Below are 26,257 nucleotides of genomic sequence, written 5' to 3'. Positions count from 1 at the left end.
AAGCTGTGCTTATGATCTAAGGGTATTTCAGTAGAAGTACTCTTAGATCATAAGCAAGAGCCATTATCTAGGAGATGACGTGAAGACTAAAAAAATCATCAAAAAACCAAAAAAAAAGAAGAAGTCAAATCTTCCTTTTATCATTCTTTTTCTAATAGGTCTATCTATTTTATTGTATCCAGTGGTATCACGTTTTTACTATACGATAGAATCTAATAATCAAACACAGGATTTTGAGAGAGCTGCTAAAAAACTTAGTCAGAAAGAAATCAATCGACGTATGGCTCTAGCACAAGCTTATAATGATTCTTTAAATAATGTCCATCTTGAAGATCCTTATGAGAAAAAACGAATTCAAAAGGGGGTAGCAGAGTACGCCCGTATGTTAGAGGTAAGTGAAAAAATCGGAACAATTTCAGTTCCTAAGATAGGTCAAAAACTCCCTATATTTGCAGGTTCAAGTCAAGAAGTTCTATCTAAAGGAGCAGGGCATTTAGAAGGTACCTCTCTTCCAATTGGGGGCAATAGTACACATACTGTTATAACAGCGCATTCAGGAATTCCAGATAAAGAACTCTTTTCTAACCTTAAAAAGTTAAAAAAAGGAGATAAGTTTTATATTCAAAACATAAAAGAAACGATAGCATATCAAGTAGATCAGATAAAAGTCGTTACACCCGATAACTTTTCAGATTTGTTGGTTGTTCCTGGACATGATTATGCAACCTTATTGACTTGCACCCCGATTATGATCAATACACACAGACTTTTAGTAAGGGGACATCGTATCCCTTATAAAGGTCCTATTGATGAAAAATTAATAAAAGACGGTCATTTAAACACGATTTATAGATATCTATTCTATATATCTTTAGTTATTATTGCTTGGTTACTTTGGTTAATAAAACGTCAACGTCAAAAAAATCGTTTAGCAAGTGTTAGAAAAGGAATTGAATCATAATGGGAGGAAAATTTCAGAAAAACCTTAAGGAATCGGTCGTTTTAAATCGATGGATGAATGTAGGCTTGATACTATTGTTCTTAGTTGGTCTTTTGATAACCTCATATCCTTTTATTTCAAATTGGTACTATAATATTAAAGCTAATAATCAAGTAACTAACTTTGATAATCAAACCCAAAAATTAAATACTAAAGAGATTAATAGACGATTTGAGTTAGCAAAAGCTTATAATAGAACACTGGACCCAAGCCGCCTATCAGATCCCTATACTGAAAAGGAAAAAAAAGGTATTGCTGAATACGCCCACATGCTTGAGATTGCTGAAATGATTGGATATATTGATATACCGTCTATCAAGCAAAAATTACCTATCTATGCGGGGACTACCAGTAGTGTTCTTGAAAAAGGAGCAGGACACCTTGAAGGAACCTCCTTGCCAATTGGTGGAAAAAGTTCACATACTGTTATCACAGCTCATCGCGGCTTACCTAAAGCTAAGTTATTTACAGATTTAGATAAACTTAAAAAAGGAAAAATTTTTTATATTCATAATATCAAAGAAGTTTTAGCCTATAAGGTTGATCAAATAAGTGTTGTAAAGCCAGATAATTTTTCTAAATTATTGGTTGTTAAAGGTAAGGATTATGCGACTTTGCTAACATGTACACCTTATTCGATTAATTCACATCGTTTACTAGTTAGAGGGCATCGAATCAAGTATGTACCTCCTGTTAAAGAAAAGAACTATTTAATGAAAGAATTGCAAACACACTATAAACTTTATTTCCTCTTATCAATCCTAGTTATTCTTATATTAGTCGCTTTACTATTATATTTAAAACGAAAATTTAAAGAGAGAAAGAGAAAGGGAAATCAAAAATGAAAAAGATTAGAAAAAGTTTAGGACTTCTACTATGTTGCTTTTTAGGATTGGTACAATTAGCGTTTTTTTCGGTAGCCAGTGTAAATGCTGATACCCCTAATCAACTAACAATCACACAGATAGGACTTCAGCCAAATACTACAGAGGAGGGGATTTCTTATCGTTTATGGACTGTGACTGACAACTTAAAAGTTGATTTATTGAGCCAAATGACAGATAGCGAATTGAACCAGAAGTATAAGAGTATCTTGACTTCTCCTACTGATACTAATGGTCAGACAAAGATAGCACTCCCAAATGGTTCGTACTTTGGTCGTGCTTATAAAGCTGATCAAAGCGTTTCAACAATAGTACCTTTTTATATTGAATTACCAGATGATAAGTTATCAAATCAATTACAGATAAATCCTAAGCGAAAAGTTGAAACAGGCCGATTAAAACTTATTAAATATACAAAAGAAGGAAAGATAAAGAAAAGGCTATCCGGAGTAATATTTGTATTATACGATAACCAGAATCAGCCAGTTCGCTTTAAAAATGGACGATTTACGACCGATCAAGATGGGATTACTTCATTAGTAACTGATGATAAGGGAGAAATTGAGGTTGAAGGTTTATTACCTGGTAAGTATATTTTTCGAGAAGCAAAAGCACTAACTGGTTACCGTATATCTATGAAGGATGCTGTAGTTGCTGTAGTTGCTAATAAAACACAGGAAGTAGAGGTAGAAAACGAAAAAGAAACTCCTCCACCAACAAATCCTAAACCATCACAACCGCTTTTTCCACAATCATTTCTTCCTAAAACAGGAATGATTATTGGTGGAGGACTGACAATTCTTGGTTGTATTATTTTGGGAATTTTGTTTATCTTTTTAAGAAAAACTAAAAATAGCAAATCTGAAAGAAACGATACAGTATAGTAATTTGGTATTAATATGATTTTTAATCACTACTACTAATTAGTAATTAAAAAACTTGCAATTGCAAGTTTTTTTTGTTATGCTATAGGTGTCTTCAGGGCAGGGTGTAATTCCCGACCGGCGGTAATCGCTTCCAACTTATTTGTCAGTTGTGAAGCATCAGTCCGCGAGCGAAAGCTGATGTGGTGAGATTCCACAACCGACAGTAAAGTCTGGATGGGAGAAGACAAAGGTTTTTTCGCGTACATACGCTTACCTTTGGAGCTTCTTTCAATTTATTTAAATTGGAGGAATTTTTTTATGACAAATACACGTAAAATGGTGACAATCGCCATTCTTTCTGCCTTATCTTTTGTATTGATGATGGTTTCATTTCCATTAATACCAGGAGCAGAATTTTTAAAGGTTGATTTTTCAATCCTTCCGATGTTAGTTGCTTTTATTTTATTTGATTTGAAATCAAGTTATGGTGTACTCTTATTAAGATCACTTTTAAAAGTTATACTTGCTAATCGTGGTCCAGAAACGTTTATTGGTTTACCGATGAATATGGTTGCTCTAGCTTTATTTTTAGCAAGTTTCGCTATTTTCTGGAAAAATAGAGAGAGTGCAAAAGATTTTATTAAAGCTAGTCTATTTGGTACAGTTAGCTTGACCGTATCTATGGTAGCTCTCAACTATGTCTTTGCGATTCCTTTGTATGCTATATTTGCTAACTTTGATATCAGAACATTTATTGGTGTAGGCAATTACCTTTTAACAATGGTTATTCCATTTAATATCGTTGAGGGAATTTTAATTTCGATTGTTTTCTATCTAACTTACGTGGCTTGTTTGCCAATATTAGAAAGATATAAAAAGACTAATGTTATCTCGTCAAAATAGTAAACTTATTCAAGCATTTATTGCTATTATCTTATTTTTCAGTTTAGGATTGGTCATCAAATATTGGCCCGACACTGTAATTTCATTTGACCAAACTATTCAAGAAAGTGTTAGAGGACAGTTGCCAAATCTTTCTACAAGATTTTTCAAGTTAATCACTGTGATTGGTAATACTGTAAGCCAGATAGCTATTGCGATTATGAGCGTCACTTTCTGTTACCTTAAGAAGTGGTATCCTCAAGCTAGATTTATCGCAGTAAATGCTATTATCTCTGGTATATGTATACTTTCTTTAAAACTTATTTTTCAAAGAGTAAGACCAACTTTAACCCATTTAGTATTTGCAGGTGGCTATTCGTTTCCCAGTGGGCACTCGATGGGAACATTTATGATATTTGGGAGTATTATTATTTTATTGCAGTACTATATGCCTAAGAGTATATGGAAACTGTTGTGCCAAGGTACTTTGGGTTTGCTCATTTTTTTAATTGGGTTATCTCGTATTTACCTAGGGGTTCATTTTCCGACAGATGTTTTAGCTGGTTTTATACTTGCTTATGGTATTTTGAATCTAACTGCGTATATCTTTTTAGCCAAGGATTGGTTAAAGAAAGTGAAGTAAATAAAAGATTGGGACTAACTGACGTTCCAATCTTTTTTAGTTTTATTGTAGTAGTGAGGTTATTTTAGTTAAAATTGTGATACAATTATCCTATGAAAAAACGTTATCGTGCGATTAATGATTATTATCGAGAACTCTTTGGAGAAAAAATATTTAAATTACCTATAGATGCTGGTTTTGACTGTCCTAACAGAGACGGAACAGTTGCTAGAGGAGGGTGCACTTTTTGCACAGTTTCTGGTTCAGGGGATGCTATAGTTGCTCCAGAAGCTCCTATTCGTGAACAATTCTATAAAGAAATTGATTTCATGCATAGAAAGTGGCCTGAGGTTAATAAATACTTAGTCTATTTTCAAAATTTTACCAATACCCATGCTAAGTTAGAGATAATTAAAGAGCGTTACGAACAGGCTATTAATGAGCCAGGAGTTATCGGAATCAACATCGGAACAAGGCCGGATTGCTTACCTGATGAAACTATATACTATCTCGCTGAACTTTCTGAAAGAATGCATGTGACTTTAGAATTAGGCCTTCAGACAACTTATGAAGCAACTTCTGCATTAATAAATAGAGCACATTCATATGACCTTTACAAAAAAACTGTTAAGAGAATACGAGAATTAGCTCCTAAAGTAGAAATCGTTTCTCACCTAATAAATGGCCTTCCAGGGGAGACACATGATATGATGGTGGAAAATGTTCGTCGATGTGTTACGGATAATGATATTCAGGGTATAAAATTACACCTTCTGCATCTTATGACTAATACAAGAATGCAGAGAGATTACCATGAAGGTCGTTTACGTTTGTTAAGTCAAGAAGACTATATTTCGATTATTTGTGACCAACTGGAGATTATTCCAAAACATATTGTTATTCACCGAATTACTGGTGATGCGCCACGTCATATGTTAATTGGACCGATGTGGAGCCTTAATAAATGGGAAGTGCTTAATGCCATTGACAAAGAAATGGAGAAAAGACAGTCATATCAAGGATGTAAAGCTGAGGTAAAACATGATTAAAAGACCAATTCATCTTTCTCATGATTTTTTAGCAGAAGTTATTGATAAAGAAGCAATAACGCTTGATGCAACTATGGGAAATGGGAATGATACTGTTTTTTTAGCGAAAAGTTCTAAAAAAGTTTATGCATTTGATATTCAAGAAGAAGCAATAGCAAAAACGAAAGCAAAGCTCACGGAGCAAGGGATCTCTAACGCTGAACTTATCTTGGATGGGCATGAAAATTTGGAACAATATGTTCATACACCTTTAAGAGCGGCTATATTTAATCTGGGATACTTACCCTCAGCGGATAAAACAGTTATTACAAAACCACACACAACTATCAAGGCAATCAAAAACGTTTTAGACATTTTAGAAGTAGGTGGACGTCTATCACTTATGGTTTATTATGGTCATGATGGTGGAAAAAGTGAGAAAGATGCGGTGATAGCATTCGTGGAACAATTACCACAGAATAATTTCGCTACAATGCTTTATCAACCACTCAATCAAGTTAATACGCCTCCCTTTTTAATTATGGTAGAAAAGTTACAATCATATGAAAATGAGGTGTAACTATCTTTAGGCAATTAGCTAAAATGATAATTTCTATAAAATGCCATAAACAATATTATCGACTATGCGCTCAGTGCTATTATATGATATAATGATAGCATTATCTAATAGAAGAACAGTTGGTAGAGTTAATCGCTATCAGCTAAATTCAAATAATTTTTATTTAGGAGTAATTTTCCATGCAAGACCCTGGCAGTCAGAGTTTGTTACTACAATTTGTTATTTTATTAATATTAACCCTATTTAACGCCTTCTTTTCAGCATCTGAAATGGCTTTAGTATCGCTAAACCGCTCTAAAGTAGAACAGAAAGCTGAAGAAGGGGACAAAAGGTATCGACGTCTTTTGGACGTTCTTGAAAATCCCAATAATTTTTTATCAACAATTCAAGTTGGTATTACTTTTATTAGCCTTTTGCAAGGGGCTAGTTTATCTGCCTCACTAGGACATGTGATTTCAGGGTGGCTAGGAAATTCAGCAACAGCCCGTACAGCAGGGAGTATTATTGCGCTAATCTTTTTAACATATGTCTCTATTGTTCTAGGAGAATTATATCCTAAGCGTATTGCTATGAATTTGAAAGATCGTCTAGCAATTGTTTCAGCTCCCATTATTATCTTTCTAGGGAAAATCGTAAGCCCCTTTGTATGGTTGCTCTCAGCTTCAACTAACTTATTGAGTAGAATCACTCCGATGACTTTTGATGATGCTGACGAGAAGATGACACGTGATGAAATTGAATATATGTTGACGAATAGTGAAGAAACTTTGGAAGCTGAAGAAATTGAGATGCTGCAAGGGATTTTCTCGCTAGATGAAATGATGGCGCGTGAAGTTATGGTTCCGCGCACTGATGCTTTCATGATTGACATCAACAATGATGCACAATCAAATATTGAAGGAATTTTATCACAAAACTTTTCTCGTGTCCCTGTTTTTGATGACGATAAAGATAGAGTTGTTGGTGTTTTACATACCAAGCGCTTATTGGAAGCGGGCTTTAAAACTGGTTTTGATACTATCGACTTGCGAAAAATACTTCAGGAACCTCTTTTTGTTCCAGAAACGATTTTTGTAGATGACCTTTTAAAAGCATTACGCAACACTCAAAATCAAATGGCCATTTTACTAGATGAATATGGTGGCGTTGCTGGTTTAGTAACTCTAGAGGATTTATTGGAAGAAATTGTCGGCGAAATTGATGATGAAACAGATACAGCTGAACAATTTGTCAGGGAAATCGATGAGAATATCTATATTGTTCTAGGAACTATGACGCTTAATGAATTTAATGATTATTTTGAGACAGAGTTAGAAAGTGATGATGTTGATACAATTGCGGGTTATTATTTAACTGGTGTGGGTAGTATTCCAAACCAAGAGGAAAAAGTAGCTTACGAAGTAGACAGCAAAGATAAACACATCACTTTGATTAATGATAAAGTTAAAGATGGTCGTATAACAAAATTGAAGGTGCTATTGTCTGATATAGAACAGAATATTGAAAAAGACTAAGATTACTTAGTCTTTTTTTCATGAAAATGATATAATAAAGTCATAAAAACGGTTACAAGGTGATGAAATGGCAGAAATAGACTATAAAAAAGTAACAGGAATGATCCATTCTACAGAAAGTTTCGGCTCTGTGGATGGGCCAGGTATTCGTTTTATCATTTTTATGCAAGGATGTAAAATGCGTTGTCAATACTGTCATAATCCTGATACTTGGGAAATGGAAACTAACAATTCAAAGGAACGTACCGTTGAGGATGTTCTAAAGGAAGCTCTCCGTTATAAACATTTTTGGGGAAAAGATGGAGGTATCACAGTTTCAGGTGGTGAAGCAATGCTGCAAATTGACTTTATTACAGCCCTCTTTATTGAGGCTAAGAAACTAGGTATTCATACGACGCTAGATACTTGTGGTTTTGCTTATCGAGCAACACCAGAATACCATGCTATCCTTGAAAAATTGTTAGATGTTACTGATTTGGTACTCCTTGACTTAAAAGAAATTGATCCAGAACAACATAAAATTGTAACTCGTCAGTCTAACAAAAATATTTTACAGTTTGCTAGATATTTATCTGATAGAGGTACTCCGGTATGGATTCGTCATGTTTTAGTTCCTGGATTGACTGATATTGATGACCATTTAAAACGTTTGGGTGAATTTGTCCAAACACTTGATAATGTCGATAAATTTGAAGTATTGCCTTATCATACTATGGGAGAGTTCAAATGGCGTGAATTAGGAATTCCGTATCCATTAGCTGGTGTGAAACCACCAACTCCAGAACGTGTTAAAAACGCTAAAGATATCATGAAAACAGAATCCTATACAGAATATCTAAAAAGGATTCAAAATTAGTTTTAAGTTGAATTTTATTCAACTTTTTTAGTTGCAAAGGGCTTCCTAGTAAGATTTTTTGCTAAGTTATTCAATTTTTGCTACAATAAGGTGAATATAAAAGAAGAGGTAAAAACATGTCTAAAATTTTAGTCTTTGGTCACCAAAATCCAGATTCAGATGCTATTGGATCATCAGTTGCTTTTGCATATCTAGCTAAAGAAGCTTGGGGGCTTGACACAGAGGCCGTTGCTTTAGGAACTCCAAATGAAGAAACAGCATATGTTTTAGATTATTTTGGTGTTCAAGCACCTCGAGTAGTAGAATCTGCAAAAGCAGAGGGTGTAGAGACAGTCATTTTAACTGACCATAACGAATTCCAACAATCTATTTCTGATATTAAAGATGTGACAGTTTATGGTGTTGTTGATCATCATCGTGTTGCTAACTTTGAGACTGCCAATCCGTTATATATGCGTTTGGAACCAGTTGGCTCAGCATCATCGATTGTTTACCGTATGTTTAAGGAAAATGGAGTATCAGTACCCAAAGAGTTGGCTGGTTTATTATTATCAGGTTTGATTTCAGATACTCTTCTTTTGAAATCACCAACAACTCATGCTTCAGATATTCCAGTTGCAAAAGAACTAGCAGAGCTTGCAGGTGTAAACTTAGAAGAATATGGTTTAGAAATGCTTAAAGCAGGTACTAACCTCTCAAGTAAGACTGCAGCGGAGTTGATTGATATTGATGCTAAAACATTTGAATTAAATGGAGAAGCTGTTCGTGTTGCACAAGTTAATACTGTGGACATTAACGATATTTTAGCACGTCAAGAAGAGATTGAAGTTGCTATTCAAGAAGCAATTGTCACAGAAGGTTATTCTGATTTTGTATTGATGATTACTGACATTGTTAATTCAAATTCAGAGATTTTAGCTCTCGGTTCAAATATGGCTAAAGTTGAAGCAGCTTTTGAATTTACACTTGAAAATAACCACGCTTTTCTTGCTGGGGCAGTATCACGCAAAAAACAAGTTGTTCCTCAATTGACAGAAAGCTACAATGCTTAATTAATCATGTAAAACGGGCTGCGTCCCGTTTTTTTAGTCATACATTTAGGAGCGCTTTTATGATATTAACGTTTAATCCAGGAAAGTTAGAAAGACAAGAGTTTTTTAAGGAGCTTATTAACTATCTTTGGATACATGATGATGTAACACTAAGAAAAATAAAGTCCCACTTTACAGACTATTCTAAAATTGACCGTTTGTTAGAAGAATATATTAATCATGGATATATCCTTCGCCAAAATAAACGCTACAGCCTTAATCTTCCTTTTCTGAGTTCGCTAGATGGATTAGTATTAGATGATTTGGTTTTCATAGATTCTGATAGTCAAATCTATCAGTTATTACAGAAGCGAAAATTTGTGACAAATTTAGATAACCCAACCAATCACTTGGTATTTGTAGAAGAGACAGATTTTGAAAGAAACACTTTGACTCTTTCTAATTATTTCTATAAACTAACTAACGGTTATCCACTTTCAAGAGAACAAAAAAAGCTTTATCAACTTTTAGGAGATGTTAATTCGGAATATGCTTTAAAATATATGTCAAGCTTTATATTGAAATTTCTTCGCAAGGATAGTGTTAAGCAAAAACGTACAGTTATTTTTATCCAAGCTTTAGAATTACTTGGATATATTAGCTTAAACCAAGATACTACCTATCGTTTAAATGCTAAACTTGATGTTGAAGCTTTAAAGATTTACTTAACATAAAAAAGACTGGAAGTTTGTCCAGTCTTTTTTAGTCAACTTTTGTCATCAACCAGAGAAAATAGGGGGCACCAATTATTGATACAACCAATCCAGTGGGAATACCCGTACCAACTAAGAGGAGACGACCTATAGTATCTGATACCAATAGGATAATAGCACCAATAAGAAGACAGCTAGGTAGTATAATTTTATGGTTATTTCCTAATAGTCGTCTACTTAAGTGCCCAGCGAGTAAGCCTATAAAAGTAATATTACCAATTAAGACGACGCTAATAGCAGCGAGGCTACTTGTCAGCATCAAAGTATATATTCTTTCCTTTTTTAAATGAAGTCCTAGAGCGAGAGCAGTCTGCTCGTTTAGGTTCATAATATTAAGGTGGCGACTGCGACTATATGCTAATCCCCATAACAAAATGAGAATCGGGATAAAAGTGATAATGGTAGTCCAGGAACTAATTGTAATTTTTCCACTAAGCCATTCAACGATCATATCCATTTTTTGATTATTAGACTGACTAATAATCAAAATCATAACGCCTGAAATAATTGTAGATATTCCGATACCAGTGACGATTAATCGTGTAGGGCTAATATTGTGATTTCTTCTGTATGACATAAGATAGATAAGAAAAATAGTTACCAACCCTCCAAACATAGCAAATAGGGGTAAAAAGTATAATATAGTTGGATTGCTAACATTAAATGTTCCTATGGTTAGAGCGATTACTAATCCAGCTCCAGCATTGATACCAAGAATACCGGAATCAGCTAGTGGATTTTTGGTTAACGTCTGTAATAGCAACCCAGCAATTCCTAAAGAAGCTCCCCCAAAGATACAGACAATAATACGAGGTAAACGAATGTTAGTAATGATAAAAAGGAAGGCATCATCAGATTTTCCACTTATTAGTTTTAAAACGTCAATAACGGAAGTATTAGCATAGCCAAGTGAAATTGATACTAGTATTAATAATAGTAGGATAATGACAGATGATATTAAAACAAAAGGAGCTTTATTTTTTTGAATCATAGATTTTTCCCTTTTCTAATTAACCATAGGAAACATGGAAGCCCTACGATACTGATTATAGAACTAATTGATGTCTCTGAAGGGGGATTTATAATACGAGATGATAAGTCTACCCAGATCATGAAAGTAGCCCCTGAAAATCCTATTAAAGGTAATAACAGACGATAATCTTTGGGAATAAAAAGCTTAATAAAATGTGGAATAATCAATCCAATGAAAGAAACGGTTCCTATCAAAGCGACTGATGAAGCTGATAAAAACAAAACAATAAGTAATAGAAACGCAGTCATTAATTGAGTTTTTTGTCCCAATGCTTTGGCCACAGATTCATTAAGGCTCAAGATAGTTAATTGATGTGCTAGGAGTTGTGAAATAAGTAAACCTAAAATAATGATAGGTGCTATTATGATTAGCATTTTCCAGTTAATTTGGGATAAACCACCTGCTTGCCAACCGATAACAGTTCGATTGAGTTTAAAGTATAATGTAACCACTTGTCCAACAGACGTAAAAAGTGTGGAGATCATCGCTCCGGCTAAAATGAGTCGTAGTTGGTGGTAACCCTTTTGCTTTGTATAAGAGAGTGTGAAGACTAAAAGACAAGAAATGACAGACCCTAGTAAGCAGACTATGAGAATCGTACTATAGTGCATGCTCCCTAAAAAAGCATATGCTACAACAAGGGCTAACCCAGCTCCGGCGTTAATACCTAGTAGTCCAGGATCAGCAATGGCGTTTCGAGTGACTCCCTGCATAATAGCACCTGCTTGTGACATAGCTGCACCTACTAAGATAGCTGCAATTATGCGTGGTAGTCTAATGTCAAAAATAACATCCTGAGCATTAGAGTTTTTTAAGGGATTTTTTAAAACAGTTATTAAATCACTAGTCTTGAAATTGATAGCACCAAATCGTAAGCTGGCGTAACAACCAATAAGAAATAGTATAAGTGTTATGAAAAAAACAAGCCAAAAATGATTTGACTTATTTTTTTGAACGAGTTTTTTTGAAGCTTTAAACATAAGAGGAGCTTTCTTTTAATTTGTATTTTCTTTGATAGCCTTTGTAAATGATTTTAATTGAGCTTCTAAAGATAGAGGGTCAGAGAAATAAAACACGTCGTAGTTACTTTCTATGATGTGCCCTTTTTTGACAGCTGGTAAATTCTTCCAGACATCACTTTCTTTAAGTGATGAAGCTGCTTTTTTAGTCGTTTTGTTTATATTAACAAGGGCATAATCTCCAACGTAATCACCGATTGCTTCTTGCGAAACGGTAAACCACCCTTTTTTAAAGACATCTTTTTTGACTTTTTCTGGGGCAGCATAACCTAGTGAATCATAGATTAGTTCTCCACCGCGTCCAAAATTATTACCATATAAATAGATATTTTTATCATAAAAATCCATAATAGTAAAAGTAGTGTTAGGCTTTAAGATATGGTGTAAATCTTTTTTGACAGCGAGAGTTTTAGTTTTCCATTGGCTAACCCACTGATTAGCTTCTTTTTCTTTACCGAATACTTTCCCCAAGGCTGGCATCATATCTAAATAATTTTGTGCACCATATTTAATAACTAAAGTTGGTGCAATTTTTTTCAGAGTATTGATGTTTGGATCTTGATCGAAAACCATGATTAAATCAGGTTTTTGTGCGGCAATAGCTTCTGTATCATCAGCAGTTAATTTTTTAGCTTCTTTCAGTTGTTTACCAAAAACGGGGCTATCTTTTTCTAAGTCTAAACTGTAACTTGAAACATTAACACCTAGTTTTAATAAATACCCAGTGTAAGAATATGTAAAATTAATTACTTTTTTCGGATTTTCAGGAATTTTTCCATAATAGGTGAAGCCTTCAATTTTAGGCATTTTAGAAATAGTTGTTTTAGTGCTTTCTTGTTTAGTTTGTTGTCCGCAAGATACCAAAAAGAAGGTCAGTAGTGTGAGGACAATAATTCCAATTTTTTTCATAAGATAACATCTCCTAAATAATATTAATTTTGATCAGTTGATAATTGATAAGATAACAAAACAGGTTGTTTACTAATAGGGTCCTGAATGATATGAGCATCAATCTTAAAAATATCTTTGATAATATCTTTAGTCATGATCTGACTAGGACTACCTTCATAGATAATTTTACCGGTTTTCATTGCAACTAGATAATCAGAATAGCGCGCAGACAGGTTTAGGTCGTGTAGGACCATAATAATTGTTTTTTGCGTTTCGTCATTAAGTTTTTTGAGCAATTCTAAGACTTCTAATTGATGATTCATGTCAAGATAAGTTGTAGGTTCGTCTAAAAAGATAGTATCTGTATCTTGTGCTAAAGCCATAGCAATCCATACTTTTTGCCTCTGACCTCCTGAAAGGTCATCAACATCTCTATTAGCAAATTGCGCTACGTTAGTCATTTCCATCGCCCAATGGATTTTACTGCGATCGTCATTTGTCAAATTGCCAAGGTATTTTTGGTGTGGGAACCGTCCATAAGATATTAGTTCATAAACTGTTATCCCTTCAGTTGCTTCTAACACCTGTGGGAGAAGTGCAATCTTCTTAGCAATTTCCTTTGTGGGTAAATGTGCAATATCATGACCATCAATAGTGATAGTACCATCTTTTATTTTATGGATGCGTGTGAGAGCCTTCAAAAGAGTAGACTTTCCACATCCATTGGCACCAATAATCGTTGTTATTTTTTGGTTAAGTATACTGAGGGAAAGATTATTGATGATTTCTTTCTGATCGTAAGATACGATAATGTTTTCTGCTTTTATGTGAGACATAGAGAACCTTTCTAGCAAAAAATTAAGTTCATTATAACATAGAAAAAAGACTTACAAAAGCCTTTTTTAGCATTAATTAAGAAAAATGTGAACAAAATGATAATTATTTGGAATGATTCAAAATAGTATCAATAATCATTATTGTTTAGCTTTTTTTATCGTTTAAGGTATTTTTTCGCAACTTCTAAATCTCCAGAGTAATTGTCACGATTTCCTTTGATAATTTGATAAGCATCTGCTCCTTTACCAGCGATAATAATTGCATCTAGTTTGCAATTAGTAAGAGTACTGGCATTAGCAATTGCTTCTTCTCGATCAATGATGATAGTAACCGGACGATTAATATGGCTTGCTATTTCTTGTGAGATAACTAAGGGATCTTCAAAATTAGGATCATCTGCAGTGAGTATCACTTGTAGATTAGGATGTTGATTAATGACATCTCCAAAGTCTTTACGACGGCTTTGACCTTTATTACCAGGAGCTCCGAGTACTAATATAATATCCCCTTTTTGGTGTTCCTCAACAACAGCTAATAATTTCTTCAAACTGTCTCCGTTGTGGGCATAGTCAACGAAAATCTTTGCGCCGTTGGTTTGTGTTAGGACTTCCATGCGGCCAGGGACGGTAGTTTGTGCAATTCCGTTTTTTATATCTTCAATTGAAACACCAAGTCGGAGACAAGCAAGTCCAGCTGCGATAGCATTTTCTTGATTGAATTTTCCAATCAGCTTGATATCGTAGGTGTTCTCCAACTTTCCTTTGACATGGAAAGAAAAGGCCTTTGATTCTGTGATAACATTTTCAGAATAATCTCCATAGAAATCATGAGGAATATATTCGACCTGTTCTTTGACAATATTAAAATGATCCATCTGACTATTTACAACAACAGCATTGCTATTCTCCATCAAGAGCCGTTTGTGGAAAAAATAATCTTCGAATGTAGGGTGCTCGATAGGACCAATATGATCGGGACTAATATTTAAGAAAACGCCAACGTCAAAGGTTAAACCATAAACACGTTTGGTTAGGTATGCTTGGCTTGATACTTCCATAATTAAGTGTGTCATTTGATTCTCAACGGCTGTAGCCATCATCCGAAATAAATCAAGACTCTCGGGGGTTGTGAGATGTGATTTAAAGAAAGATTTACCATCTAATGTTGTGTTCATAGTTGAGAGCATAGCAGGACGATGGTTTACTTTTAACATATGATAAGCAAAGTAAGCCGCAGTTGTTTTTCCTTTTGTTCCAGTAAAAGCTAGAAGTTTAAGTTTGTTTTGTGGGTTATTATAGAAAGACATAGATATCAAACTCATGGCTTTTTTGATATCATTGACTAATATCACTGGAATATCGGCGCCGTAATCTATCTCAGAAACGTAAAAAGAAAGGCCTGCTGTGATTGCAGAATCTAGATATTCTTTTTTAAAAGTAGCACCCTTAGCGAAAAATAAAGTATCAGATGAAATTTGACGACTATCATATGATAAGGCATTAAAAGTTACATTTTGTGTCCAGTTATAATAATAATGCTCATGAAACAAAATCTCTCTGAAATTATGGTCATTTTTTAAAATTTCTAAAATTTTATCTATTGTAATCATACTCCTTATTTTAGACTTTATGTTCTCGTTTTACAAGTCTAAGGTAAAAGTTTATAATAAAGTGATATTTCTGAGATTTTTGTCTTTTAAATGCTAAATAATATTGAAAATAGAAAGTTTACCATGTCACAAAAAACAACAAAAGTTAGTCAGCAAGAACAAATGGTCAAAGGGACGGCTTGGTTAACAGCAGGGAATTTCATTAGTCGCTTGCTGGGAGCCATCTATATTATCCCTTGGTATGCTTGGATGGGAAAGCATGCTGCCGAAGCAAATGCTTTATTTGGGATGGGATATGAAATCTATGCTTTATTTCTTTTGATATCAACTGTTGGAATTCCAGTAGCAGTTGCAAAACAGGTATCTAAGTATAACACTTTAGGTAAAGAAGAGATGAGCATTTATCTGGTTCGGAAAATCTTGCAGTTTATGCTGATTTTAGGTGGAATTTTTGCATTAATTATGTATATTGGTTCACCTCTATTTGCTTCACTTAGTAAAGGAGGGCAAGAACTCGTTCCAATATTGCGTAGTCTAACTCTAGCTGTTTTAGTTTTTCCTTCAATGAGTGTTTTACGTGGTTTTTTTCAAGGTTTTAATAATTTAAAACCGTATGCCATTAGTCAAGTCGCTGAGCAGATTATACGTGTCATATGGATGTTATTAACTGCTTTCTATATTATGCGTCTAGGATCAGGAGATTATATTGCCGCTGTGACACAGTCAACATTCGCCGCCTTTGTCGGTATGTTTGCTAGTATAGCTGTGCTGCTTTATTTCTTATGGCGTTATAATATGCTATCTGCCTTGATTGGTAAAACTCCAAAGCACATTAAATTAGATACTAAAGAAATCCTAATTGAGACTATTAAGGAAGCAATCCCTTTTATTATTACTGGTGCAGCAATTCAAATTTTCAAACTGATTGATCAGTTTTCATTTGGGAATACGATGGCGCTCTTTACGAATTATTCAAGTGAAGAATTACGGGTTATGTTTGCTTACTTTTCAAGCAACCCTGGTAAAGTTACGATGATTCTAATTGCTGTTGCTACCGCAATTGCTGGAGTTGGTATTCCATTGTTAACAGAGAATTTTGTTAAGAATGATAAAAAAGCCGCCGCTCGTTTGGTTGTTAATAATCTACAAATGTTACTAATGTTTTTACTGCCAGCTGTTGCAGGATCCGTTATTTTAGCAAAACCTTTGTATACAGTCTTTTATGGGTTACCGCAGGGACAAGCTTTAGGACTTTTTGTCATATCTCTTATTCAAACAATTATTTTATCTATTTATACTGTTTTAGCACCAATGCTACAAGCATTGTTTGAAAATCGTAAAGCTATTATTTACTTCCTATATGGTCTGGTGGCAAAAGTTATTTTACAACTTCCCTCCATTTTCCTTTTCCATGCCTATGGACCACTTTTCTCAACGACAGTAGCTCTTTGTATCCCAGTAATTCTTATGTATTTGAAAATACATGAAATTACAGGATTTAAACGCCAAGCTATTCGTCGTACAAGTGCTTTAGTCCTTATTCTAACGCTATTGATGAGCTTTATTATTTCTATGATAATATGGTTAATGAATCTGGTTATTGTACCCGATAGTAGACTGGTAAGTCTAGTTTACATTATCGTTATCGGTGCAATAGGTTTAGGGGTATATGGCTTTATGGCACTGGCCACCCATCTACTTGATAAAATGATTGGTAGTCGTGCTCAAGACTTACGCCGAAAGTTGCACCTTAACTAATGAAAAACTAGGTTAGACAGAATTGTTTAACCTAGTTTTTTGACGACCAAAATTATTTGTGAAATTTTAAGGTAGTCACAATATAGTGAGCTTATTTTTATGTTATAATTAAATGGAGAAATATGAGGTGAAAGATGTCTTACGAAAAGCTTTTAGAACGATTTTTAACATACGTCAAAATAAATACAAGAAGTAATCCTAATAGTACACAAACGCCAACAACTCAAAGTCAAGTTGACTTTGCTTTAACAGTTTTAAAACCAGAAATGGAAGCAATTGGTTTAAAAGATGTTCATTATTTACCTTCTAATGGGTATTTGGTTGGAACCTTACCTGCTACAAGCGACCGCTTACGCCATAAAATAGGTTTTATATCCCATATGGATACAGCTGATTTCAATGCTGAAAATATTACTCCACAAATTGTTGACTATAAAGGTGGAGATATTGAACTTGGAGACTCAGGTTACATTTTAAGTCCAAAAGATTTTCCAAATTTAAATAATTACCATGGGCAAACACTGATTACAACAGATGGTAAAACCTTACTGGGAGCAGACGATAAGTCTGGTATAGCAGAAATCATGACAGCTATGGAATATTTGGCTTCGCATCCAGAAATTGAGCATTGTGAAATTAGAGTTGGCTTTGGACCAGACGAAGAAATTGGTATAGGTGCAGATAAATTTGATGTTAAAGATTTTGATGTTGATTTTGCCTATACAGTGGATGGTGGACCACTAGGAGAATTACAGTATGAAACCTTTAGTGCAGCTGGTTTGGAGCTTACATTTGAAGGACGAAACGTTCACCCTGGAACTGCAAAAAATCAAATGATTAATGCTTTACAGCTTGCTATGGATTTTCATAGTCAATTACCAGAAAATGAACGTCCTGAACAAACAGATGGCTATCAAGGATTTTATCACTTATATGATTTAAGTGGAACAGTTGATCAAGCTAAAAGTTCATATATCATTCGAGATTTTGAGGAAGTTGATTTCTTAAAGCGTAAGCACTTGGCTCAAGATATCGCTGATAATATGAATGAAGCATTACAATCTGAACGTGTAAAGGTTAAACTATACGATCAATATTACAACATGAAGAAAGTTATTGAAAAAGACATGACACCTATCAACATTGCTAAAGAAGTAATGGAAGAGTTAGACATCAAGCCAATCATAGAACCGATTCGTGGTGGTACAGATGGCTCTAAAATTTCCTTTATGGGAATCCCTACTCCTAATCTTTTTGCAGGTGGTGAAAACATGCATGGACGCTTTGAATTCGTTAGTCTACAAACAATGGAAAAAGCAGTTGATGTTATTTTAGGCATCGTTGCTAAGGATTAGTAAAGAAATATCAGATTGGAGTGGTTAAATGATAAAATTATTTGGGAAGATACGTTATCACTGGCAACCTGAACTTTCTTGGGCTATTATTTATTGGTCAATAGCCATTGCACCAATTTTTATTGGTTTATCTCTGCTATATGAAAGAACTGAGATTCCGAGTCAGGTATTTGTTCTATTTGCCATCTTTATTGTTTTAGTGGGCATTGGATTTCATCGCTATTTTGTTATTGAAGAAGACGGATATCTTAGGATTGTATCTTTTAACTTTTTAAGACGAACTAAGTTTCCAATTGAAGATATTGCTAAAATTGAGGTCACTAAATCAAGTGTTACTATCAAATTTAATAATAACCATGAGCGTATTTTTTACATGCGAAAATGGCCTAAAAAATATTTTTTAGATGCACTAGCTATTGAACCTACATTTAAGGGAGAAGTGGAGCTTCTCGATAATTTGATTAAAATGGATTATTTTGAATGTTATCGCTACGATAAAAAAGCTCTTACAAAATCGTAAGAGCTTTGGTGGGACATGATTTAACTGCTAAAACAGTATCTTGATCAGAACTTGGAATTTCTTTTTCTAGGTTATCTGTATCGGAAAATTTAACGATACCATCATCTTGATAATCAAAAATATTTGAATATGTTTGGCAAAGCCCGCAGGCAATACATTTTTCTGGAATTAGTGCAACTTTCATAGTATTATTGTAATACTTATTGATACGATTAACAAGGGGGAAGTCATGGCGAAAAAACCATGGGAAAAAAAAGTTGTGGAAAACAATAGTCATAGAAAAGACAAAATTACAAGAACGAGTAGAGGTGTGGTGTCAAGTACTCCTTGGATTACCGCTTTCTTGAGTGCATTCTTTGTTATTGTCGTTGCTATTTTATTTATAGTATTTTATACTTCAAATAGAGGAGAAGACAGAGCAAAAGAAACTTCTGGTTTTTATGGTGCTTCAAGCCAAAAAGTTAATAGTTCTAAAACGAAAAAAGCATCTACAAGTAAGAAAACAACGTCATCATCAAAAACTAAAACTAGTGATAAATCAACAACATCTTCTAGTACTGTAGCAAGTTCGAGTGAGACATCGACATCATCTTCAGTAAACGGTGGAACAATCGTAGTTCAACCAGGTGAGGGAGCAGCCTCCATAGCTGCTCGTGCAGGTATCTCAGTTGCTCGTTTACAAGAACTTAATCCCAGTCATATGACCTCAGGGTATTGGTATGCTAATCCAGGCGATCCTGTGGTTGTAAATTAAGGGGAGGATTATGAACTCAATTAATATTGCTATTGATGGACCAGCATCAAGTGGAAAAAGTACTGTCGCTAAGATTATTGCTAAAAATTTGAATTACACTTACCTTGATACAGGTGCTATGTATCGTTGTGCTACTTATCTGGCTTTACAGCATGGATATGAAGCACAAGATGTTTCGAAAATTCTAGGACTCCTAGCTGAAAGACCAATTTCTTTTGGTAAAGCAGAAGATGGCAGCCAGACAGTCTTTCTTGGCACAGAAGAAGTTACTTTAGCTATCCGTCAAAACGATGTTACTAACAATGTCTCGTGGGTTTCTGCTATCCCAGAGATTCGAGAAGAGTTAGTAAACCAGCAGCGTCGTATAGCCAAAGATGGTGCTATTATAATGGATGGTCGTGACATAGGAACAGTTGTTTTGCCAGATGCAGAATTGAAGATTTTTTTAGTGGCTTCTGTTGATGAAAGAGCTGAGCGTCGCTTTAAAGAAAATCAAGAAAAAGGCATTGAGAGTGATTTTGAAACACTGAAATCAGAAATTGCTGCTCGTGATTATAAAGATAGCCATCGAGAAGTTTCACCATTAAAGGCAGCAGAAGATGCTATTGAATTTGATACTACAGGAGTATCAATTGAAGGTGTTGTAACTTTTATTCAAGAAAAAGCAGAAAAAATAATTGACATGAAGAATTAGTCATGATATACTAGTTGCAATGAGAAAAGCAGAAGTGAGAACTTCTCGCCTTGCGACTTAGGTTGTCTGGCCCAACATGTCAAGATTCCATCTAGGAAGATTATATGTGCGGGCTTGATTTATCAAGTCCGCTTTCGTTTTTCTCTAAAAAAATAAAGAGGTGAAGATCATAGCTAAAAAAGATCTATTCATTAACGATGAAATTCGCGTTCGTGAAGTTCGTCTGGTTGGTCTCGAGGGTGAACAATTAGGTATTAAACCATTGTCTGAAGCTCAAGCAATTGCAGATGATGCTAATGTTGATTTAGTTTTAATTCAGCCACAAGCTACACCACCTGTTGCGAAAATTATGGACTATGGTAAGTTCAAATTTGAGTATCAAAAGAAACAAAAAGAACAACGTAAAAAACAAAGCGTTGTTACTGTTAAGGAAGTTCGTCTTAGCCCAGTTATTGATAAAGGGGATTTTGAAACAAAACTTCGTAACGGTCGTAAGTTCCTTGAAAAAGGTAACAAAGTTAAAGTTTCTATCCGATTCAAAGGACGTATGATTACTCATAAAGAAATTGGAGCAAAGGTATTGGCGGAATTTGCTGAAGCGACACAAGATATCGCTATTATTGAGCAAAGAGCTAAGATGGATGGTCGCCAAATGTTTATGCAGCTTGCACCAATTCCAGACAAGAAATAATTGTCGACTTTATAGTATTATTTAAGAGGAGAATTTAAAATGCCAAAACAAAAAACACACCGCGCATCAGCTAAACGCTTTAAACGCACAGGTTCAGGTGGATTGAAACGCTTCCGCGCGTTTACTTCACACCGTTTCCACGGTAAAACTAAAAAACAACGTCGTCATCTTCGTAAAGCTACTATGGTTTCATCAGGAGATTTCAAACGTATTAAAGCAATGCTTACTCGCCTTAAATAATAAGGTCTCTGTAAACATTTACTACATATTATAAAGGATTATTTGGAGGAAATATAAATGGCTCGTGTTAAAGGTGGAGTTGTTTCACGTAAACGTCGTAAACGCGTACTTAAATTAGCTAAAGGTTACTATGGTGCAAAACATATCTTGTTCCGTACTGCAAAAGAACAAGTAATGAATTCTTACTACTATGCATACCGTGACCGTCGTCAGAAAAAACGTGACTTCCGTAAATTATGGATCACTCGTATCAATGCGGCTGCTCGTATGAATGGTTTATCATATTCACAATTGATGCACGGTTTGAAATTAGCTGAAATCGAAGTTAACCGTAAAATGCTTGCTGATTTAGCAGTTAACGATGCAGCAGCTTTCACAGCTCTTGCAGATGCAGCTAAAGCTAAACTTGGTAAATAAGAATTAAAAAAGTTGGGTTTGCCTAACTTTTTTTAATTACTAGAAAGAAAGTACCTATATTATAATTTTAGTGAAAAGTTTCGTTCTATATATGTAGAATGAAACTTTTTTGTTTTATTTCGATATATTTATTATTGTTATAATTTCCCTTTTTGATTTTTATTGTTTTATAGTATTATTCCGTATAAAAAGCACCTCAATCGTTGGATTGAGGTGTGGATTAAACTTTAAATGGCAAGGATTATTTTTTAGATGTTTTATGTGTCTTATTAGGATCTTGCAATTCCAAGTAACTTGGAGCATGGAAGAGATCAACTGTTGATTTGTTGTTATGTTTGCTGTATATGCTTGTTGAACGATCTTTCAATTTACGTTCTTTAGCTTTGAGTGCTTTAAGAGAATGTGTGTAATTGAATTTTTCAACTTCTACAGTTTTCAAACCATTGTTTTCATCAAATCGTAGTAAATCTCCAGTTTGAATCGAATCACTTGTAGATAATTGTTTATTAGTAGCATCTCGAATAGCTTTTATTTCAGCTTTAGTTGTTTCATCAGGATTTGTGATTTCTTGTCCTGAATCAGTGTAATAGAGATGTCCACTATAGTTAGTGTATTTAGGAGTAATATACTGACCAGTTGTTCTCATAGCGACCATTTGTTTATTATCTTTAGATAATAAGTCTTGTCCTAACTGAGTATATTTAGACGTATCTATTCCTAGAATATGAAGTAAAGTTGGTAAATTATCTACCTCACCACCGTATGTATTACTGATAAAACCTTTTGAATAGCCAGGAATGTGAATCATATATGGAACACGTTGTAACATAGCGTTGTCGTATTCAGACCATGTTTCAGGGTCTTTACCTAATAATTCAGCTAAGCTAGGATTGCGTGTATTAGAAATACCGTAGTGATCCCCATACATTACAATAATAGAATTATCATACACACCAGCAGCTTTTAGATATTCAAAAAATGATTTAAGAGCTGTATCAAGGTAGTTTGCTGTGGCAAAATAACCGTTAATCGTTTCATCGTTAGTCTTTGCAAGTGGGAATCCCTCTTCGTCAGACTCTCCCTTCAAACTTGTGTAAGGGTAATGGTTACTTACTGTAATAAATTTAGTATAAAATGGTTGTTGCATGTGCTCTAGATATTTGATAGAGTCAGCAAACATATATTTATCATTCAAACCGTATTGGAATGAATTATCTTTGGTTTGTTTTGAGAAGTAGCTAGAGTCAAAGAAGTAGTCATAACCCCACTGTTTGTAAGCATTATTTCTATTCCAAAATGTTCCGACGTTTCCGTGGAAGACCGCACTACTGTAACCTCCATTTTGAGCTAAGATATGTGGAGCAGCAAATTGTGTATTTTCACCACCATAATTAACCATGAATGAACCACTACTTAGACCAAAAAGTGAGTTTTCCATGAGTGTCTCAGCATCGGATGTCTTACCAGCTTTGACTTGATGGAAGAAGTTAGAGAAGGAGACAGTCTCTTTCGAATGATAAAGGCTGTTAATAAATGGAGTAACCACATGTTCTTTACCATCAATATTTAATTTATAGTCAATCAAGAATTGTTGAAAACTCTCCAAATGAATCATGATAACGTTTCGCCCTTTTCCGATACCATAATATTCTGGATTGGGTTTGGCATAATGCTCTGCTACATATTTTTTGGCAGTCGCTAATTCTTGTGCAGTGGCACCATTTCTTTCTTTCTGTGCTTGATAAGTTTGATTACCACTATAAATCGAAAATGATGGCAAGCCAAGAGCTTTAACAATATAGGTGTTTGAAAAACCACGACTTAGTAGTTCTGGACGATCAATTTCAGCTAAGAATAAGTTAATTGAAAAGAGTAAACCAGACAAAGCTGTGATAGAAAAACTAGCACGTTTATTAAATGGACGATCATCTAAGTGGATTTTCTTGGTTGCAAATAAGAAAATAAGGATAATGAAATCGAAAACGTAGACAAGATCCCAAATTCTCAATAGATTAAGAGCAGAGTCTCCAAGGCCAGCCGAAGTTTTACTACTAGCCAAGACGGCGCTAACTGTAATGAAATCGGAAAACTCTCTATAGTAGATTGCGTTTGCAATTAGAAGGATATTTACGATAGCATAGGTGATAAAAGCGGTAATATAAAAAGCTTTGGTTCGCTTAACATATAAGGCCAAACCTATGATTAAGAGTCCTAAGGGGATGGGGTTTATAATGGTCAAAAACAACTGATAGGAATTTTCTAAACCTAAATTAAAATCAGTATGGTAAGCCCAAATTGTCTTTAACCAATATATAACTACTAACAATAAAATAAAGCCGAGTCGTGTATTGATCGCACGGCTAGCAAAATCTTTAATTTTTTTCACAGTAGGAACTTCCTTTAATTTTTTTCCTAAAGATAAAATCTCAGATTAAATTATAACATAAAATTTTGTAACATACGGTAAAGAAAGGTCGAATTCAGTATGAAAAAAGATAAAAATTTGTTATAATACTGTTTATGAATAAACTTAAAGTGAATTCTGTCGTTGAAAGAAAAATCAAATCAGGTGCTCAGTTACTGGAAAAAAAAGATTTTGATACCAGTTTAGTTAACCAGTTGGTTCAACTTTTTTCACAGTCAAATCAATTCTTAGGGATGGCCTATCTTTCACCACAAAATAAAGGTATTGGTTGGTTACTATCAAGACAAGTTTTTGATTTTAACCATGATTACTTTGTATCGCTATTCGAAAAATCTAGAGAGAAGCGTCAAAAATTTGAAAAATCTAGCCAAACAACAGCCTACCGCTTGTTTAATCAGGATGGAGATAACTTTGGTGGCCTAACTATAGATTTTTATAGTGACTATGCTCTTTTTTCGTGGTACAATGAATTTGTTTATACTAATCGACAAATGATTGTTGCAGCCTTTAAGCAGGTCTATCCTAATATTAAAGGGGCATATGAAAAAATTCGTTTCAAAGGTTTAGACTTTGAAAGTGCTCATTTGTACGGTCAAGAGGCTCCTGAATCATTTTTGATTTTAGAAAATAATATCAAATATAGTGTCTTTTTGAATGATGGATTAATGACAGGTATTTTCCTTGACCAACATGATGTCAGAAAAGCCTTAGCAACTAATCTATCAGAAGGTAAAAAAGTTCTAAATATGTTTTCATACACTGCGACTTTTTCTGTAGCTGCAGCTGTTGGAGGAGCATTAGAGACAACTTCTGTTGATTTAGCAAAACGCTCGCGTGAACTTTCAAAAGCACACTTTGATGCTAATCAGATTGTCACAGATAACCATCGATTTATCGTTATGGATGTTTTTGAATATTATAAGTATGCCAAAAGAAAACATCTATCATATGATGTGATTGTTATTGATCCACCAAGTTTTGCTCGAAATAAAAAACAAACTTTTTCGGTTACTAAAGATTACTATAAATTAATTGAACAAGCTTTAGATATTTTAACCCCTGGTGGAACTATCATTGCATCAACTAACGCAGCTAATCTAACCGTATCACAATTTAAGAAACAATTGGAAAAGGGGTTTGGTAAAGCTTCACATAATTACATTAGCTTACAGCAGTTGCCTGAAGATTTCACTATAAATGATAAGGACCAACAAAGTAATTATTTAAAAGTATTTACAATAAAGGTAAAATAATGAAAATAGTAGTACCAGTAATGCCTCGCAGTCTTGAAGAGGCTCAAGAAATAGATTTATCAAAATTTGATAGTGTTGATATTATTGAATGGCGAGCTGATGCCTTACCAAAGGATGACATTATTAATGTAGCTCCAGCTATTTTTGAGAAATTCGCAGGTCATGAAATTATTTTTACTCTTCGTACAACGCGTGAAGGTGGTAATATTGTCTTATCTGATGCTGAGTATGTTGAGTTAATCCAGAAAATTAATTCTATCTACAATCCAGATTATATTGATTTTGAGTATTTTTCACATAAAGAAGTTTTTCAAGAAATGCTAGAATTTCCAAATTTAGTCCTGTCTTATCACAATTTTCAAGAGACACCGGAGAATATTATGGAGATATTTTCAGAATTAACAGCCCTAGCACCACGAGTTGTGAAAATCGCAGTAATGCCAAAGAATGAACAAGATGTCTTAGACGTTATGAATTACACTCGCGGTTTCAAGACTATTAATCCTGATCAAGTTTATGCGACGGTATCTATGAGTAAAATTGGACGTATTTCTCGTTTTGCTGGTGATGTAACTGGATCTAGTTGGACATTTGCATATTTAGATTCATCTATCGCACCCGGACAAATTACTATTTCAGAGATGAAGCGTGTCAAAGCATTGCTTGACGCTGACTGATATGAGATAACAAAATGTTAAATATACTGATGAGATCCCTAGCAATTG

Annotated in this window: 28 protein-coding genes, 1 riboswitch and 1 other annotated feature; of the genes, 21 read left to right on the top strand and 7 right to left on the bottom strand. The window is 34.3% G+C overall.

What is annotated here, in order from left to right; all coding sequences use genetic code 11:
- Positions 1–79: 79 nt before the first annotated feature.
- The 11 genes from EGX96_RS01130 (at position 80) to EGX96_RS01080 (ending at position 9,997) form a co-directional block, all read left to right on the top strand.
- On the top strand, positions 80–961 hold the full coding sequence (locus EGX96_RS01130; protein WP_123957807.1) for a class C sortase: 882 nt from the start codon (positions 80–82) through the stop codon (positions 959–961).
- Positions 961–1,845, top strand: a complete 885-nt coding sequence (gene srtC4, locus EGX96_RS01125) for a PI-2a pilus assembly sortase SrtC4 (protein WP_000508990.1) — start codon at positions 961–963, stop codon at positions 1,843–1,845. The genes EGX96_RS01130 and srtC4 overlap by 1 nt, the downstream gene beginning before the upstream one ends.
- Positions 1,842–2,768: a PI-2a pilus subunit PilC gene (pilC, locus tag EGX96_RS01120; protein WP_000723817.1), complete on the top strand. Its 927-nt coding sequence runs from the start codon at positions 1,842–1,844 to the stop codon at positions 2,766–2,768. Before srtC4 ends, pilC begins: the two co-directional genes overlap by 4 nt.
- Before the next feature lie 86 nt (positions 2,769–2,854).
- A riboswitch (FMN riboswitch) is annotated at positions 2,855–3,000 on the top strand.
- A 68-nt stretch (positions 3,001–3,068) separates the two neighbouring features.
- Entirely contained in the window at positions 3,069–3,653 is a 585-nt protein-coding gene (locus EGX96_RS01115) for an ECF transporter S component (RefSeq protein WP_000185809.1), read from the top strand.
- Positions 3,634–4,275, top strand: coding sequence for a phosphatase PAP2 family protein (locus EGX96_RS01110; RefSeq protein ID WP_000952715.1), 642 nt, complete (start codon positions 3,634–3,636; stop codon positions 4,273–4,275). The genes EGX96_RS01115 and EGX96_RS01110 overlap by 20 nt, the downstream gene beginning before the upstream one ends.
- Positions 4,276–4,367: 92 nt before the next feature.
- The gene (locus EGX96_RS01105; RefSeq protein WP_000747784.1) at positions 4,368–5,303 is read left to right on the top strand and encodes a TIGR01212 family radical SAM protein; all 936 of its coding nucleotides are present in this window, start codon (positions 4,368–4,370) and stop codon (positions 5,301–5,303) included.
- Positions 5,296–5,862: a tRNA (mnm(5)s(2)U34)-methyltransferase gene (locus tag EGX96_RS01100; RefSeq protein WP_000596036.1), complete on the top strand. Its 567-nt coding sequence runs from the start codon at positions 5,296–5,298 to the stop codon at positions 5,860–5,862. The genes EGX96_RS01105 and EGX96_RS01100 overlap by 8 nt, the downstream gene beginning before the upstream one ends.
- Positions 5,863–6,041: 179 nt before the next feature.
- Complete coding sequence (locus tag EGX96_RS01095) at positions 6,042–7,376, top strand: hemolysin family protein (RefSeq protein ID WP_001153940.1); 1,335 nt, start codon at positions 6,042–6,044, stop codon at positions 7,374–7,376.
- Positions 7,377–7,443: 67 nt separating this feature from the next.
- On the top strand, positions 7,444–8,232 hold the full coding sequence (pflA, locus tag EGX96_RS01090; protein WP_000807697.1) for a pyruvate formate-lyase-activating protein: 789 nt from the start codon (positions 7,444–7,446) through the stop codon (positions 8,230–8,232).
- Positions 8,233–8,348: 116 nt separating this feature from the next.
- Positions 8,349–9,284: a manganese-dependent inorganic pyrophosphatase gene (locus EGX96_RS01085; protein WP_000036019.1), complete on the top strand. Its 936-nt coding sequence runs from the start codon at positions 8,349–8,351 to the stop codon at positions 9,282–9,284.
- Between the two features lie 59 nt (positions 9,285–9,343).
- Positions 9,344–9,997, top strand: coding sequence for a DUF1803 domain-containing protein (locus EGX96_RS01080; protein ID WP_000604056.1), 654 nt, complete (start codon positions 9,344–9,346; stop codon positions 9,995–9,997).
- A gap of 28 nt (positions 9,998–10,025) precedes the next feature.
- Here EGX96_RS01080 and EGX96_RS01075 read toward each other — a convergent pair whose 3' ends face one another.
- From EGX96_RS01075 to EGX96_RS01055, 5 genes are all read right to left on the bottom strand, one after another.
- A complete protein-coding gene (locus tag EGX96_RS01075; protein WP_000615138.1) occupies positions 10,026–11,027 on the bottom strand; it encodes a FecCD family ABC transporter permease in 1,002 nt (333 codons plus the stop codon).
- Positions 11,024–12,049 carry a FecCD family ABC transporter permease gene (locus tag EGX96_RS01070; protein WP_000471519.1) on the bottom strand — a complete coding sequence of 342 codons (1,026 nt, stop codon included), beginning with the start codon at positions 12,047–12,049 and terminating at the stop codon, positions 11,024–11,026. The genes EGX96_RS01075 and EGX96_RS01070 overlap by 4 nt, the downstream gene beginning before the upstream one ends.
- Positions 12,050–12,064: 15 nt before the next feature.
- Complete coding sequence (locus EGX96_RS01065) at positions 12,065–12,997, bottom strand: ABC transporter substrate-binding protein (protein ID WP_000719460.1); 933 nt, start codon at positions 12,995–12,997, stop codon at positions 12,065–12,067.
- Positions 12,998–13,020: 23 nt separating this feature from the next.
- Entirely contained in the window at positions 13,021–13,815 is a 795-nt protein-coding gene (locus EGX96_RS01060) for an ABC transporter ATP-binding protein (protein WP_000018231.1), read from the bottom strand.
- 155 nt (positions 13,816–13,970) lie between these two features.
- Positions 13,971–15,425, bottom strand: coding sequence for a UDP-N-acetylmuramoyl-L-alanyl-D-glutamate--L-lysine ligase (locus EGX96_RS01055; RefSeq protein ID WP_000628269.1), 1,455 nt, complete (start codon positions 15,423–15,425; stop codon positions 13,971–13,973).
- A 123-nt stretch (positions 15,426–15,548) separates the two neighbouring features.
- On the opposite strand from EGX96_RS01055, the gene EGX96_RS01050 reads away from it, so the two are divergent.
- The 3 genes from EGX96_RS01050 to EGX96_RS01040 all read left to right on the top strand — a co-directional run bounded on the left by EGX96_RS01050 (position 15,549) and on the right by EGX96_RS01040 (position 19,058).
- The gene (locus tag EGX96_RS01050) at positions 15,549–17,183 is read left to right on the top strand and encodes a putative polysaccharide biosynthesis protein (protein WP_000080002.1); all 1,635 of its coding nucleotides are present in this window, start codon (positions 15,549–15,551) and stop codon (positions 17,181–17,183) included.
- A gap of 134 nt (positions 17,184–17,317) precedes the next feature.
- Positions 17,318–18,538, top strand: coding sequence for a peptidase T (gene pepT / locus EGX96_RS01045; RefSeq protein WP_000119586.1), 1,221 nt, complete (start codon positions 17,318–17,320; stop codon positions 18,536–18,538).
- Between the two features lie 28 nt (positions 18,539–18,566).
- Positions 18,567–19,058: an EbsA family protein gene (locus tag EGX96_RS01040; RefSeq protein WP_000593178.1), complete on the top strand. Its 492-nt coding sequence runs from the start codon at positions 18,567–18,569 to the stop codon at positions 19,056–19,058.
- On the opposite strand, the gene EGX96_RS01035 is transcribed toward EGX96_RS01040, so the two are convergent.
- Positions 19,045–19,242, bottom strand: coding sequence for a ferredoxin (locus EGX96_RS01035; RefSeq protein WP_000861358.1), 198 nt, complete (start codon positions 19,240–19,242; stop codon positions 19,045–19,047). The genes EGX96_RS01040 and EGX96_RS01035 overlap by 14 nt on opposite strands.
- A 45-nt stretch (positions 19,243–19,287) precedes the next feature.
- Between EGX96_RS01035 and EGX96_RS01030 the strand changes: the two genes are divergently transcribed.
- The 5 genes from EGX96_RS01030 (at position 19,288) to rplT (ending at position 21,854) form a co-directional block, all read left to right on the top strand.
- Positions 19,288–19,812, top strand: coding sequence for an SAG1386/EF1546 family surface-associated protein (locus tag EGX96_RS01030; RefSeq protein ID WP_001085536.1), 525 nt, complete (start codon positions 19,288–19,290; stop codon positions 19,810–19,812).
- Between the two features lie 10 nt (positions 19,813–19,822).
- Positions 19,823–20,506, top strand: a complete 684-nt coding sequence (cmk, locus tag EGX96_RS01025) for a (d)CMP kinase (RefSeq protein ID WP_001084720.1) — start codon at positions 19,823–19,825, stop codon at positions 20,504–20,506.
- A gap of 20 nt (positions 20,507–20,526) precedes the next feature.
- Positions 20,527–20,652 (top strand) — a sequence feature (ribosomal protein L20 leader region).
- A gap of 14 nt (positions 20,653–20,666) precedes the next feature.
- Complete coding sequence (gene infC / locus EGX96_RS01020) at positions 20,667–21,197, top strand: translation initiation factor IF-3 (RefSeq protein WP_000691023.1); 531 nt, start codon at positions 20,667–20,669, stop codon at positions 21,195–21,197.
- A 39-nt stretch (positions 21,198–21,236) separates the two neighbouring features.
- Positions 21,237–21,437 carry a 50S ribosomal protein L35 gene (rpmI, locus tag EGX96_RS01015; RefSeq protein ID WP_001125940.1) on the top strand — a complete coding sequence of 67 codons (201 nt, stop codon included), beginning with the start codon at positions 21,237–21,239 and terminating at the stop codon, positions 21,435–21,437.
- 57 nt (positions 21,438–21,494) lie between these two features.
- A complete protein-coding gene (gene rplT / locus EGX96_RS01010; protein WP_000124839.1) occupies positions 21,495–21,854 on the top strand; it encodes a 50S ribosomal protein L20 in 360 nt (119 codons plus the stop codon).
- A 241-nt stretch (positions 21,855–22,095) separates the two neighbouring features.
- Here the strand turns inward: rplT and EGX96_RS01005 are convergent, their stop codons facing one another.
- Positions 22,096–24,240, bottom strand: coding sequence for an LTA synthase family protein (locus EGX96_RS01005; RefSeq protein WP_000721255.1), 2,145 nt, complete (start codon positions 24,238–24,240; stop codon positions 22,096–22,098).
- A 134-nt stretch (positions 24,241–24,374) separates the two neighbouring features.
- Between EGX96_RS01005 and EGX96_RS01000 the strand changes: the two genes are divergently transcribed.
- Together EGX96_RS01000 and aroD are read left to right on the top strand one after the other, a co-directional pair.
- Positions 24,375–25,532: a class I SAM-dependent rRNA methyltransferase gene (locus tag EGX96_RS01000; protein WP_001037601.1), complete on the top strand. Its 1,158-nt coding sequence runs from the start codon at positions 24,375–24,377 to the stop codon at positions 25,530–25,532.
- Entirely contained in the window at positions 25,532–26,209 is a 678-nt protein-coding gene (aroD, locus tag EGX96_RS00995; protein WP_000707048.1) for a type I 3-dehydroquinate dehydratase, read from the top strand. The genes EGX96_RS01000 and aroD overlap by 1 nt, the downstream gene beginning before the upstream one ends.
- The last annotated feature ends 48 nt before the right edge of the window (positions 26,210–26,257 follow it).

The organism is Streptococcus sp. FDAARGOS_520, assembly GCF_003812685.1.
Taxonomy (GTDB): Bacteria; Bacillota; Bacilli; order Lactobacillales; family Streptococcaceae; genus Streptococcus; species Streptococcus agalactiae.
This window is presented reverse-complemented; position numbering and strand designations above follow the sequence as displayed.

Coding starts and splice junctions, on each gene's coding strand:
- srtC4 (WP_000508990.1), top strand. CDS start 961: ATGGGAGGAAAATTTCAGAAAAACCTTAAGGAATCGGTCGTTTTAAAT.
- pilC (WP_000723817.1), top strand. CDS start 1,842: ATGAAAAAGATTAGAAAAAGTTTAGGACTTCTACTATGTTGCTTTTTA.
- EGX96_RS01115 (WP_000185809.1), top strand. CDS start 3,069: ATGACAAATACACGTAAAATGGTGACAATCGCCATTCTTTCTGCCTTA.
- EGX96_RS01110 (WP_000952715.1), top strand. CDS start 3,634: ATGTTATCTCGTCAAAATAGTAAACTTATTCAAGCATTTATTGCTATT.
- EGX96_RS01105 (WP_000747784.1), top strand. CDS start 4,368: ATGAAAAAACGTTATCGTGCGATTAATGATTATTATCGAGAACTCTTT.
- EGX96_RS01100 (WP_000596036.1), top strand. CDS start 5,296: ATGATTAAAAGACCAATTCATCTTTCTCATGATTTTTTAGCAGAAGTT.
- EGX96_RS01095 (WP_001153940.1), top strand. CDS start 6,042: ATGCAAGACCCTGGCAGTCAGAGTTTGTTACTACAATTTGTTATTTTA.
- pflA (WP_000807697.1), top strand. CDS start 7,444: ATGGCAGAAATAGACTATAAAAAAGTAACAGGAATGATCCATTCTACA.
- EGX96_RS01085 (WP_000036019.1), top strand. CDS start 8,349: ATGTCTAAAATTTTAGTCTTTGGTCACCAAAATCCAGATTCAGATGCT.
- EGX96_RS01080 (WP_000604056.1), top strand. CDS start 9,344: ATGATATTAACGTTTAATCCAGGAAAGTTAGAAAGACAAGAGTTTTTT.
- EGX96_RS01075 (WP_000615138.1), bottom strand. CDS start 11,027: ATGATTCAAAAAAATAAAGCTCCTTTTGTTTTAATATCATCTGTCATT.
- EGX96_RS01070 (WP_000471519.1), bottom strand. CDS start 12,049: ATGTTTAAAGCTTCAAAAAAACTCGTTCAAAAAAATAAGTCAAATCAT.
- EGX96_RS01065 (WP_000719460.1), bottom strand. CDS start 12,997: ATGAAAAAAATTGGAATTATTGTCCTCACACTACTGACCTTCTTTTTG.
- EGX96_RS01060 (WP_000018231.1), bottom strand. CDS start 13,815: ATGTCTCACATAAAAGCAGAAAACATTATCGTATCTTACGATCAGAAA.
- EGX96_RS01055 (WP_000628269.1), bottom strand. CDS start 15,425: ATGATTACAATAGATAAAATTTTAGAAATTTTAAAAAATGACCATAAT.
- EGX96_RS01050 (WP_000080002.1), top strand. CDS start 15,549: ATGTCACAAAAAACAACAAAAGTTAGTCAGCAAGAACAAATGGTCAAA.
- pepT (WP_000119586.1), top strand. CDS start 17,318: ATGTCTTACGAAAAGCTTTTAGAACGATTTTTAACATACGTCAAAATA.
- EGX96_RS01040 (WP_000593178.1), top strand. CDS start 18,567: ATGATAAAATTATTTGGGAAGATACGTTATCACTGGCAACCTGAACTT.
- EGX96_RS01035 (WP_000861358.1), bottom strand. CDS start 19,242: ATGAAAGTTGCACTAATTCCAGAAAAATGTATTGCCTGCGGGCTTTGC.
- EGX96_RS01030 (WP_001085536.1), top strand. CDS start 19,288: ATGGCGAAAAAACCATGGGAAAAAAAAGTTGTGGAAAACAATAGTCAT.
- cmk (WP_001084720.1), top strand. CDS start 19,823: ATGAACTCAATTAATATTGCTATTGATGGACCAGCATCAAGTGGAAAA.
- rpmI (WP_001125940.1), top strand. CDS start 21,237: ATGCCAAAACAAAAAACACACCGCGCATCAGCTAAACGCTTTAAACGC.
- rplT (WP_000124839.1), top strand. CDS start 21,495: ATGGCTCGTGTTAAAGGTGGAGTTGTTTCACGTAAACGTCGTAAACGC.
- EGX96_RS01000 (WP_001037601.1), top strand. CDS start 24,375: ATGAATAAACTTAAAGTGAATTCTGTCGTTGAAAGAAAAATCAAATCA.
- aroD (WP_000707048.1), top strand. CDS start 25,532: ATGAAAATAGTAGTACCAGTAATGCCTCGCAGTCTTGAAGAGGCTCAA.